The sequence below is a fragment of the Flavobacterium sp. AK-345 genome, assembly GCF_058310175.1.
In genome coordinates this window covers 68530-80393 of sequence record NZ_JBZEER010000003.1, presented here as the reverse complement: position 1 = coordinate 80393, position 11864 = coordinate 68530, and the positions used below count along the sequence as shown (strand labels likewise).

General features: G+C 32.2%; 14 protein-coding genes. 5 read left to right on the top strand and 9 right to left on the bottom strand.

Annotation, left to right across the window (positions count from 1 at the left end; genetic code table 11):
• Positions 1–46: 46 nt before the first annotated feature.
• The 6 genes from AC4FQ3_RS07360 to ahcY form a co-directional block, all read right to left on the bottom strand.
• Positions 47–760, bottom strand: coding sequence for a 2OG-Fe(II) oxygenase (locus AC4FQ3_RS07360; protein ID WP_491181436.1), 714 nt, complete (start codon positions 758–760; stop codon positions 47–49).
• Positions 761–875: 115 nt separating this feature from the next.
• The gene (locus AC4FQ3_RS07355) at positions 876–1724 is read right to left on the bottom strand and encodes a bifunctional helix-turn-helix domain-containing protein/methylated-DNA--[protein]-cysteine S-methyltransferase (protein WP_073394962.1); all 849 of its coding nucleotides are present in this window, start codon (positions 1722–1724) and stop codon (positions 876–878) included.
• Between the two features lie 139 nt (positions 1725–1863).
• Positions 1864–2325, bottom strand: a complete 462-nt coding sequence (locus tag AC4FQ3_RS07350) for a GNAT family N-acetyltransferase (RefSeq protein ID WP_491181435.1) — start codon at positions 2323–2325, stop codon at positions 1864–1866.
• A gap of 25 nt (positions 2326–2350) precedes the next feature.
• Positions 2351–3436 (bottom strand): WG repeat-containing protein, encoded by a 1086-nt coding sequence (locus AC4FQ3_RS07345; RefSeq protein WP_491181434.1) that lies wholly within the window; start codon positions 3434–3436, stop codon positions 2351–2353.
• A 9-nt stretch (positions 3437–3445) separates the two neighbouring features.
• Entirely contained in the window at positions 3446–3730 is a 285-nt protein-coding gene (locus tag AC4FQ3_RS07340) for a hypothetical protein (protein WP_491181433.1), read from the bottom strand.
• 179 nt (positions 3731–3909) lie between these two features.
• Positions 3910–5226 (bottom strand): adenosylhomocysteinase, encoded by a 1317-nt coding sequence (gene ahcY / locus AC4FQ3_RS07335; RefSeq protein WP_302094552.1) that lies wholly within the window; start codon positions 5224–5226, stop codon positions 3910–3912.
• A 269-nt stretch (positions 5227–5495) separates the two neighbouring features.
• On the opposite strand from ahcY, the gene AC4FQ3_RS07330 reads away from it, so the two are divergent.
• Positions 5496–6146 carry a 4'-phosphopantetheinyl transferase family protein gene (locus tag AC4FQ3_RS07330; protein WP_491181432.1) on the top strand — a complete coding sequence of 217 codons (651 nt, stop codon included), beginning with the start codon at positions 5496–5498 and terminating at the stop codon, positions 6144–6146.
• A 161-nt stretch (positions 6147–6307) separates the two neighbouring features.
• Here the strand turns inward: AC4FQ3_RS07330 and AC4FQ3_RS07325 are convergent, their stop codons facing one another.
• From AC4FQ3_RS07325 to AC4FQ3_RS07315, 3 genes are all read right to left on the bottom strand, one after another.
• Positions 6308–6706, bottom strand: coding sequence for a group III truncated hemoglobin (locus AC4FQ3_RS07325; RefSeq protein ID WP_042566228.1), 399 nt, complete (start codon positions 6704–6706; stop codon positions 6308–6310).
• Positions 6703–6990, bottom strand: coding sequence for a hypothetical protein (locus AC4FQ3_RS07320; protein WP_302094555.1), 288 nt, complete (start codon positions 6988–6990; stop codon positions 6703–6705). Before AC4FQ3_RS07320 ends, AC4FQ3_RS07325 begins: the two co-directional genes overlap by 4 nt.
• An 81-nt stretch (positions 6991–7071) precedes the next feature.
• Positions 7072–7668, bottom strand: a complete 597-nt coding sequence (locus AC4FQ3_RS07315; protein ID WP_491181431.1) for a Crp/Fnr family transcriptional regulator — start codon at positions 7666–7668, stop codon at positions 7072–7074.
• A gap of 94 nt (positions 7669–7762) precedes the next feature.
• On the opposite strand from AC4FQ3_RS07315, the gene AC4FQ3_RS07310 reads away from it, so the two are divergent.
• From AC4FQ3_RS07310 to arfB, 4 genes are read left to right on the top strand one after another with little or no spacing between them, the layout of a single operon-like run.
• Positions 7763–8491, top strand: a complete 729-nt coding sequence (locus tag AC4FQ3_RS07310) for a phosphoglycerol geranylgeranyltransferase (protein ID WP_073394968.1) — start codon at positions 7763–7765, stop codon at positions 8489–8491.
• A gap of 32 nt (positions 8492–8523) precedes the next feature.
• Positions 8524–9144, top strand: coding sequence for a nicotinamide riboside transporter PnuC (gene pnuC, locus AC4FQ3_RS07305; RefSeq protein WP_491181430.1), 621 nt, complete (start codon positions 8524–8526; stop codon positions 9142–9144).
• Entirely contained in the window at positions 9108–11222 is a 2115-nt protein-coding gene (locus tag AC4FQ3_RS07300) for a DUF4301 family protein (RefSeq protein ID WP_491181429.1), read from the top strand. The genes pnuC and AC4FQ3_RS07300 overlap by 37 nt, the downstream gene beginning before the upstream one ends.
• The gene (gene arfB / locus AC4FQ3_RS07295) at positions 11222–11626 is read left to right on the top strand and encodes an alternative ribosome rescue aminoacyl-tRNA hydrolase ArfB (protein ID WP_491181428.1); all 405 of its coding nucleotides are present in this window, start codon (positions 11222–11224) and stop codon (positions 11624–11626) included. Before AC4FQ3_RS07300 ends, arfB begins: the two co-directional genes overlap by 1 nt.
• Positions 11627–11864: the final 238 nt, after the last annotated feature.

Below are 11864 nucleotides of genomic sequence, written 5' to 3'. Positions count from 1 at the left end.
TAAAACCTTTGTAGCTTTGTCCCTCTGACCCTTTGTCTCTCTTTTCTTAAGATAACGCATCATGAAAAATAATTCCCAACGTATGCCTTTCGCCCGAATGAATTTCACTAACACCATGTTTCATATTCACGCGATAATATCCTTTTGTACCTTTTACAGGTCTGAAATTGGTTGTAAAAACCAGAATATCTCCTTTTTTGGGTTTCAAAACAATCGCTTTAGATTGCGCTCTGGGCGTTTGCTGCGTTAATACAAATTCTCCGCCTGTAAAATCTTCATCTGGCTCGTTAAGAAAAAGTACTATTTGAATAGGAAAATAAACATCTCCGTATAAATCCTGATGCAAAGTATTAAAACCGCTTTTACCATATTTTAAAATTAAAACAGTCGCTTTTAATTGATTGTTGGCGTGACATTGTTCGAGTAATTTTTCGTGTGTTTCAGGGAAAAAAGTATTGATATTTAATGCTTTCATCCAGGCATTTGCAATTGGTGCCAGTTTAGGATAAATTGAAGAACGGATGTTTTGAATTAAGTCAGGCAAAGGGTAATTGAAATATTTGTATTCGCCCAATCCAAAACGATAACGTTCCATTACAACTGTTTTTCGATATAGATTCGGATTGTCATAATCGAATTTTAAATCTTCACATTGTTCATTAGTAAGCACATTTGAAATAATGGCAAATCCATTTTCGTGCATAGATTCGGTGAGATTTTCCCAATCAAGAGAAGCAATTTTTGATTGTATATTTTGCATAAAATAATTTTAGATTGAATTTTATATGACGAATTATTCACACAAGGCATATCTGTAGAGGCGTACAGCAGTGCATCTACACAAAGATTGTCGTCATAAATTGTAAATAGAAATTTTAGATTATTGGATTTACCTGCGCACCTTCCCAGCCAATAATAGCTGTTTTTCGAGTATTGCCCCACATATAACCGCCAAAAATTCCAGACGATTGAATAACGCGATGACACGGAATAAGGAAAGCTACGGGATTGCTTCCAATGGCAGTTCCAACGGCTCGGGATGCGTTTGGTTTTTCGATTTTCTGTGCAATAGAACCGTAAGTAGAAAGTTGTCCCATTGGAATTTTAAGCAAGGTTTCCCAAACTTTCAATTGAAAATCAGTTCCTTTTAAATGCAGTTTGATTTCAGATAATTTACTCCAGTCATTTTGGAAAATGAAAAGGGCATTTTGTTGTGCTAAATCGAGTTTTCTTGAAAATGCTGCATTAGGAAATTTATGTTTTAAATCTTCAAATCCTCTTTTTTCATCTTCGGCGAAAGCCATAAAACAAACTCCCTTTTGTGTAGAAGCGACAATAATATTCCCAAACGGACTTTCGGCAAAACTGAAATTAATTTGCAGGTTTTTACCGCCATTTTTATATTCAGCAGGCGTCATTCCTTCAATGTTTACAAACAAATCGTGAAGACGGCTTGTACCTGAAAGACCTGTTTCGTACGCTGTTTCAGAAATTGTAGCCTGATTTTCTTTAAGAAGTTTTTTAGCGTGTTCTAAACTTGTGTACTGCAAAAATTTCTTCGGACTTGTACCTGCCCATTCGCTAAAAAGCCTCTGAAAATGAAACGGACTCAAATGTACTTTTTCGGCAACTTCATCAAGATTGGGCTGGTCCTTAAAATTTGCTTTGATATAATCGATGGCTTCGGCGATACGATTATAATTGATGTTTTCTTGTGTGTTCATTTCTTCAATTTTATAATACAAATATCAGGTGGATTTTGCGGTTATAAAATCCGAAACTTGCGGAGTTCACTTTTGTTTGTTTCAAGTTTAAGGTTTCAAGTTCTCACATAACGTATAGCCTGAACTTGAAAAAAAGCAACTATAATTTTTTCTCCATTTTGTAATTGATTAGTTCGATACCTAATCTTATATTTTTTTGTTCGGCTTTTACTCTAAAACCTTTCTTTTCGAAAAATGGTTTTGCTGTAATGCTAATATCTGAAGTTAGCATTTTTGAATGTTGTCTTATGGCTTCAAGTTCTAATTCTGTTAAGATTTTATCAGCGATTCCCTGTCGTTGAAAATCTTTATGAATATAGAAGAAATCAATATAATTTCCATTTTTCAAAGTTCCGAAGCCTGTAATTTTATTTTGAATAATAGCCAATAAAACAAATTGTGTATTAACAACTTCAAGCCAGCGATCAGTATTATGAACTCCTGAAATCCAGGCTTCAATTTGATCAGGATTATAATCGTTTTTGCAAACTGATTTGATGGTTTCGGTATACAATTCCTGCATTTCTTTCAAATCTGAAATTGCCGCTTTTTTGAAAATCATTTTAATCTTATTGATATGATACTATTTATTTTAGGTCCTCTTTTCTTGATGAAGCGCTTATTAGTTTATATCCATTTTCGGTTCTTAAAAACTCAAAATGATCTTGCCCTGATTCATTTTTATTCTGAGGAGAAATAACAATGTTTTTCACAGGATTAATCCAGTCTTTCGCCTGACGGCAATTATCAAAATATTGATCATATTCATCTGCTTCATAGATAAATTTATTTAAGCTTTCAGAAAATATATGATAATCACAATTTGCCGATTTTAATTCTAATAATTTGGCTTTTATAATTTTGTAATTTTGTTTAATAAAGCTGGCTTTCGGTTTAGTAATCCAGCCGTCATCGTCTTTCTTTTTCCAATACGTGATTTGATCGTAAGAGTGTTTCAATAAATTCTCTTTTGATAAATCGGTAAGTAAGATGTTTTTAAGCCATGCTTTAAATTCTTTGTCAAAATTGATAAATGAATAATATTGTCCGTCAACACCAAGGAAATTATCTCTGACAGGATCTGGATTTTTTTCTTTTGATTTTTCTAAAGAATAAAAATTCAACTCATCATTGAAGCCAAAATTTTCAATTAGAATTTTATTGTTAATGTCAATTAGAAATTCTTTTCCTCCAGTCCAAAAAAAATGTTCTCCATCTTTTTCTTTAACAGCATCTTTTAGAGCTATAATCATTCCGTTTCTAACTCTTGTTAAATCACTGTATTCAGCCGGAATTACGATTTTTCCATCTCCATTAAACAAACCCATTTTGTCTGTTTTAGGATCATTAAAGCGTATAAAACCTTCATTTTCACAATCAGGGCCATTGTCAAAAACATATAAACTGTCACGTCCGACTATTTTTCCGGTTTTAGTTAGATAGTAGCTTTTCCAGTTTTCATTTTCTTCTTCGCTAACAGCAATTATATTTTCGAATTTATGAGCAATAGTCATCCCCATAAATTTTGGTTCAATTTTGATATTGCCGTTTTTATCTTTAAATCCCAGATGGGTTGTGTCTTTATCCCAAAATGAAATCCAGGTATCTTTATTTTGTGCTGATAAAGTAAAATTTAGACAAAGGAATAGATAAAGAATAATAATTTTTTTCATGAGATTTATTTATCGGATATGAATTTCTAATTCTTTGTTTTTTGCCTCTTCAAAACAATCAGAACATAATGTTTTAAAATCGGCTATGGTTTCAAAGGTATCATTCCATTCTTCACCATTGTCTAACAACCATTGTTCACATGCACCACACCAGGCAATTTGCGGAAGGTCTTCTTCAGCTTCTGAATAAAAGAAACCAACTTTTTCTTTGTTGTCTATAGCCATTGCAATATGAATACAGGAAAAAGACATTTCTTTTGATCCATGTTGCTCGCATAAAACTTTTTCAATCATATTTTTGTGTTCGATGAGATTTAAACTCTGTTTTATAGCTAATATATAAATATAATCTGATTACTTCCTGAATAAAAAACAAAACCCGACAAGTTTTTAAAACTTATCGGGTTTGAATATGTAATAAAGAAATCGAGAGATTTAGAATCTAAAATCTAAACTCAGAAATCTAAAATTTACTAGTATCTGTAGTATTCTGGTTTGAATGGACCTTCAACCGGAACGCCAATATATGCAGCCTGGTCGTCACGTAAAGTTTCTAATTCAACTCCTAATTTAGCTAAGTGCAAAGCAGCAACTTTTTCATCTAAATGTTTTGGTAACATGTAAACGTCATTGTTGTAAGCAGCGCTGTTTTTCCATAATTCGATTTGTGCCAAAGTTTGGTTTGTAAATGAGTTACTCATTACAAAACTTGGGTGACCTGTAGCACAACCAAGGTTTACTAAACGACCTTCAGCAAGAATGATGATATCTTTTCCAGCGATAGTATATTTGTCAACTTGTGGTTTGATTTCGATTTTAGATGCACCGTGGTTTTTGTTTAACCAAGCCATATCAATTTCGTTATCAAAGTGTCCGATGTTACAAACAACAGTTTTGTCTTTCATTTGTTCGAAATGAGATCCAAGAACGATATCTTTATTTCCTGTAGTTGTAATGATGATATCAGCATTAGCAATTACAGTATTTAATTTTTTAACTTCATAACCATCCATTGCAGCTTGTAAAGCACAAATTGGGTCAATTTCAGTAACAGTTACAATAGATCCAGCACCTCTGAAAGAAGCAGCAGTTCCTTTTCCAACATCACCGTATCCGCAAACGATAACTCTTTTTCCAGCTAACATTAAGTCAGTAGCACGACGTACAGCATCTACAGCAGATTCTTTACAACCGTATTTGTTGTCAAATTTAGATTTAGTAACAGAGTCGTTAATGTTGATGGCAGGCATTGGTAAAGTTCCGGCTTTTACTCTTTCGTAAAGTCTGTGAACTCCAGTTGTAGTTTCTTCAGATAATCCTTTGATTCCAGGAACCAATTCTGGGAAACGATCAATAACCATGTTAGTTAAATCTCCACCGTCATCAAGAATCATGTTCAATGGTTTTCTGTCTTCACCAAAGAATAAAGTTTGCTCAATACACCAGTCAAATGATTGCTCATCAAGACCTTTCCAGGCATAAACCTGAATTCCTGCAGCAGCGATTGCAGCAGCAGCCTGATCCTGAGTAGAGAAAATGTTACAAGAAGACCAAGTAACTTCTGCACCAAGAGCGATTAAAGTTTCGATTAAAACTGCAGTTTGAATCGTCATGTGTAAACATCCAGCGATACGAGCACCTTTAAGAGGTTGTTCGTCTTTATATTCAGCACGAAGCGCCATTAAACCTGGCATTTCAGCTTCAGCTAGTTCAATTTCTTTTCTTCCCCAAGCCGCTAGAGAAATGTCTTTTACTTTGAAAGCCACATAAGGCGTAGTTGTAGTACTCATTTATAGTGTATATTTGTATATTGTAAAATTTTTGCAAATTTACGGAATAGGTTTTTAATTTTGACTATTTCTGTAAGATTTGTGAAATGTTTAATTTCTTAATCTTTAGAACATTAGTTTCGAAATTAATTTTCACCATATAAGTGATGTAAGTTCATTTAAAAAAGATTCTGTTAAATGTACTTTCTTTACTAATTACATTTTTTAGATTCATAACTGATAAGATTAGAAAAATCATAATTCACAACTCATTTCATAATTAAAAAGTAATGCCTTTATTTCAAACCATACAGTGTAACGAAACTACCAAACTTTTAATTTGGGAAATAACGGAATCTTTTGAGGAGTTATTGAGTAAAGTAGTTTTAAAAGAGAAAACACAGAATCGATTAAACGGAATGAAATCTCAGTTGCATCAGCGTGCTTTTTTGAGTGTTCGTATGCTGATTCAGGAAATGGGTTTTACAGATCACGATTTGCATTATGACGAATTCGGAAAACCTTATTTTGATTGTCATAACTATATTTCGATTACACATTCGTATCATTTTGCAGCCATAATAATTAGTCATGAAACTGTTGGAATTGATATGGAATTGCAGCGCGAAAAAATCCTTCGAATTGCAGATAAATTTGTTGACACCGAATTTGATTATTTAAAGCAGGATGTTTTAGAAGAATACATAAAAAAGCTTACCGTAATTTGGGGAGCGAAAGAAGCTATTTTTAAAATCAGAAACGAAAAAGGAATAAGTTTTAAAGATCATATTCAGGTTGAAGATTTTTCGTTAACCGAAAGTAGAACGGATGCAAGCCTTCATTTTGATAATCTTGTAAAAGACTTTGATGTGCATTACAAAGAAATTAAATCAGATAATTTTGATGCTACTTTTACTTTGGTGTATGCCTTTGAGAAGTAGTTTTTTTTTAAATTCCAATAATAGAAATTCCAAATTCCAAAATTGACAACAGTCTTGTCATTTTGACCGAAGGGAGAAATCACACTCGAAACTCGATCTGGATTGGCGATTTTCATTGCGGAGTTTCTAGATTTCTCCTTTCTATTGAAATTGACAAAAAACTACACTTCACTTTCTTTTTTTCGATGTTCAAACATACTCATATATAAAAAAGTACTCATTTTTCTGGCACGACGTTTTAGTGTGTCGGCATTTTCGCCTTCAAAATGTTCATCGATAGTTTGAAACCAATGATTAAGCCAAATTCCGAATTCATTTGAAGTGATTTTTTCGCCAAAATGGGCATCAACTTCATTATGCACAGCATGCGGATTTCCTTTGTATTTTTTTACGGCAAATAAATTGGTTTCCCAAAAATCAGTCAGTTTTTCAAGATGTTTTTCCCAATCTTTTATCATCGTATTAAAATAAAAGCCGATTTCTCTATCGGCTCTTATTTTAGCATAAAACTGATGTACTAGAAATTCGACATCGGCTCTATTTTCTATTTGTTTTTTCATAGTACAAAACTATTCAGAAATATAAAGAAAACACTCAATAGAGCACTTAAAACAATAAGGTTAAAAACTACTTTATGTTTCATTTGTGCTAAAATTGAAGTATTGGCAAAAACACAGGCTAAAACAATAATTGCCAGTTGTATCATTTGTCCAATAGAAGTTCCGTGTGAAAGAATGTACATTGCAGCTGCACCACCTAAACAGCTTTGACCAATTACAGCCATTGCAGCAGAACCCATATAGTTTTTGTTGAAATTTTCGAATGTTGTTTGATATAGTGTCATGATATTGAGATTTTTATACTACAAAGGTACATGCACTATACAGCTCCATTTTATGACTTTAATCATAAAACAGGAACTTTTTTATCTGTATACTTTCCTGTTTATAATCTTCAAAGCGCCTTTTTTTTCCAATGCTTTAATAGTTCTGATAACGGTTTCAACCCGTAAACCTGTTAAATCGCCAATTTGCTGTCTGGTAAAATTGATGAGGTATCCATTTTCATCCTTTTGGAAATTGAAATAAGCAATTCCGTGATCCATTAATTTTAAAACCCGATGTTCTGGTTCCTGCGTTGACATTTCTGCCGCCATAACCGATTTATAATATAATCGCTGCGCCAGATTCTGAATTATTTTAATACTTACAAAAGGATTTTCTTCTAGCAATTTCATGAAATTACTTTTTGAAAGAAGAAGGATTTCTGAGTCTTCAACAGCAATTGCGTTAGCGGGATAATTTTGATTTAAAAACAAAGGCGGTTCCCCAAAAGATTGTTCCTTATAAAAGATTCCCTGAATAAATTCCCTGCCATCATCATTATAATTGCTCATTTTTACTTCGCCGGAAACGATTTGATAATAATAAGCGGGTAAATTTCCTTCTTCAAAAATAATAGCCATTTTATCAAAAACTTTCTTCAAAGCACCATATTTTTCTAATAATTCAGTAGCAATCATAATTTTGTTTTTTGGATTCTAAAAGCCTTCACACAAATATAATTCATTCAAAATTGTTCTTCTACATTAAAAAACTTTTACTTTTACGTCCATTATGCAACAAAAAATACCCAATATTTACGAGCAAATTATTCAGGCCAAAAACAATGGACAAAAATTGCTTGCCATTCTTTTAGATCCGGATAAGATTGTATTAGAAAATATAGAAAATTTATTGCTGAAAATTAATCAATCGCCGGCGACGCATATTTTTGTGGGCGGTAGTATTGTTCAGACAACAATTTTAGAAGAGTTAATTGCTCAATTAAAACAAAAAACAAATTTACCGGTGGTTATCTTTCCTGGAGATCCTTCACAAATCTCACCTCAGGCAGATGCTATTTTGTTTTTGTCATTAATATCAGGTAGAAATCCGGATTATTTAATAGAATATCAGGTTCAGGCGGCGCCAATTCTTAAAAAAATGAATCTTGAAGTAATCTCAACAGGATACATTTTAATCGAAAGCGGTAATGAAACAGCAGTGGCAAGAGTAAGTAAAACAGAGCCATTAAATAGGGAGAATCTCGATTTGGTTTTGGCAACTTCGCAAGCCGGTGAAATGTTAGGAAATAAATTAATTTATCTTGAAGCCGGAAGTGGTGCCAAAAAAGCGGTTCCATTCAAAATGATACAACTAATTTCTCAAAGCGTTAAAATTCCTGTAATTGTTGGAGGAGGAATTGTAGATTTGCAAGGAATTCAGAATGCTTACAACGCAGGTGCAGATTTAGTGGTTATAGGAACAGCTTTTGAAAATAACAGCCGTTTTTTTGAATCATAGAAATTAAATAAAAGCTAAATACAACAACCCAAATGATTGATTTTTTTTTAGAAAGTTATAAAAATGCCCCTTTATGGCATATTGCTTTAGAGTTTCTGGTTTTTGTGTTCGGAATTTTAAGTGTTTGGTTTGCTAAAAAAGAGAACATCTGGGTATATCCAACAGGTTTAATTGCGACTGTAATTTCTGTTTATCTTTTATATATTGCCGGTTATATTGGCGATATGATTATTAATGGTTACTTTTCTGTAATGAGCATTTATGGCTGGTACGTTTGGGCAAAAGGAGGAACAGTCGAAGATAATTTACCTATAACACGAACAAATCTTAATGAAAAAATAATTGGTGTTATATTGTTTTTTGTGACCATTTTTGTAGTTTTCGGCATTTATAAATATTTTGATTACGAGATTCATAATGACAATTATGTCGATATGATTTCGTCGGGAATATTTTTTGCAGGAATGTGGTACATGGCCAGAAAAAAAATCGAAAACTGGACACTTTGGATTATTGGTGATATTATTGTTGTACCTCTCTATGCTTATCGTGGCTTAGGAATGTTGTCACTTCAATATTTAATTTTTACAATTTTAGCTATTTCAGCTTATTTAGAATGGAGAAAAATCTTAGACAGCAAAAAACAGCTATAATAAAAATTGCTTTGTTTGGTCCTGAAAGTACAGGTAAAACAACTTTGGCAAAACAACTTGCCGCATATTACGAAACGGAATGGGTTCCTGAGTTTGCACGCGATTATTTGCAAAAAAGATGGGAAGAGAACCAACATATATGTGAAGCAGATGATATGCTTCCAATTGCATACGGACAAATGTCATTAGAAAATGAAAAACTTTCTTCGGCAAATAAATACCTGTTTTGCGATACTAATTTAATGGTTACTAAAGTTTTTTCTGAAATATATTATGGTTTTTGCGATCCTCTTTTAAATGAAGAAGCATTAGAACATGAATACGATTTATTTTTTCTGACAGATATAGATGTTCCTTGGGAAAAAGATGACATTAGAGATAAACCTGAAGGCAGAGAAACTGTTTTTTCGGTTTTTAAGCAAACTTTAATAGATAATAAAAAACCATTTATAACCCTTTCGGGGAATAAAGAAAGCCGCCTCGCAAAAGCTGCAATTATTATTGATAACCTGACAATTGCCAAAGAACACGGATTTTCATCTTCTGATTTTGTTGAAATTTACAATCACGGAGTTTCTATTGAAAGTGTTTTACAACAACTAAAAATTTTTAAAAACGGAATTTTAAAGAGTAATTTAATAAGCCCTGCAACAATTGGTAATGGAATTTTAAATTTAGAAGAAAATGATTTTGAAGCAAAAGCCCGTTTTTTTGACCTTCAAAAATCAAAATTAAAACTAAAGAAATTTGTTCCGGCATCTGGTGCAGCAAGCCGAATGTTTAAGTTCTTAACTACCTTTTTGAATGATTTTGATCTTCAGAAAGAAACTATAAATGCTTATATAAACAGAAAAAAAGATAGTGATTTGTCTATTTTTATTGTAGCAATGGATAAGTTTCCTTTTTTTGAAGCTGTAGATAAAAAGCTTAGAGAAGTTTATCCTGATTTTGAAACTTTAGACACAGATTACAAAAATTATTATTTCATAAAATTACTATTATCTCCTGACTATTTTGATTTTGCAAATAAGCCCAAAGCAGTTTTACCGTTTCATCATTATCAAACCCATATTGCAACCCCAATAGAAGAACATTTGAATGAATGTGTGCATTATGCTACATCCGATCAAATATCAAACTTACACTTTACGGTTTCAGAAATTCATCAGTCTCAATTTGAAAAAGCGGTTGATTTGGTTCAGGGTAACATAGAAAAACAGGCCGAAACTAAAATTAATATTGGATATTCTTATCAAAATAAAAGCACAGACTCTATTACAGTTGATGTTCATAATGAAGTAGTTAGGAACAAAAATGGGGAACTGGTTTTTAGACCTGGAGGACATGGAGCACTAATTGAAAATTTGAATAGACTTGATTCAGATATTATTTTTATTAAAAATATAGATAACGTAATTCAAAATCATATTGATAAAATTGCGTTGTACAAGAAAGGTCTTGCGGGAATTTTAATTGAAATTCAGCAACAAGTTTTCGGTTATTTAAAAGCTATTGAAGAACAGCATATAAAAGAGAGCAACGTTGTTGAAATTGTTCAGTTTTTAAAAGAACAGTTGAATATTAATTTGACAAATGATTTTAATAAATTTACGTTTGAAAATAAAATTATTAAAATTAAAGAACTATTAGACAGACCAATAAGGGTTTGCGGAATGGTAAAAAATGAAGGAGAACCAGGAGGAGGCCCTTTTTGGGTTATGGACGAAAAAGGAACAGTTTCACTTCAGATTGTAGAAACATTTCAGGTAGATTTAAAAAATAAGAAACAGCGTCAAATTTTAGCGGAAGCGACCCATTTTAATCCCGTTGATTTAGTTTGCGGAATCAAAAATTATAAAGACGAAAAATTTGACGTCACTCAATTTGTAGATCATAAAACAGGATTTATTGTAGAAAAAAGTGTTGACGGAAAAATAGTTAAAAGTTATGAACTACCGGGCTTATGGAACGGAGCAATGGCAAATTGGCTCACTATTTTTGTTGCTGTTCCGCTAATTACTTTTAATCCTGTAAAAACAGTAAATGATTTATTAAAACCTGCACATCAGCCACAGTAATGGATTCAGAAAAAATCATATCAGAGTTAAGTTTTAAAGCTGTTCGAAGCAGTGGTGCCGGCGGACAAAATGTAAATAAAGTTTCTTCAAAAGTCGTGTTGACTTTTGATTTAAACGCTTCGCAAGCTTTATCTGAAGAAGAAAAATTACTTTTGCAAACTAATATTGCTCCGCGTTTAACATCTGAAAATATTCTGATTATAAACTGTGACGAAGATCGAAGTCAGTTTAAAAATAAAGAGATTGTTATAAAACGTTTTTTAGAAATCATTAAAAAAGGATTGTTTGTTCCGAAAGTTCGTAAAGCAACCAAGATTCCAAAATCAGTAATTAAAAAACGAATCAAGGATAAAAAAAACATCTCTGAAATAAAACAATCTCGTAAAAAACCGAACTTAGATTAAATATCAAAATAAATTCCAAAAAAAGAAATTCCAAATTCCAATTGAAAACTATATAAGTAAGTCTTTTGGAATTTGGAATTTCTTTTTTTGGAATTTAAATTAAAAGTAAGTTTTTGGAATTTGGAATTTGATTTTTGGAATTTTTAACTTTACATTTGCACTGTCTCAAAGGGGTGCTCTAAATAACGAGCTGAGATCATACCCAAAGAACCTGAGCGAGTAATGTTGCTAAGGGAAA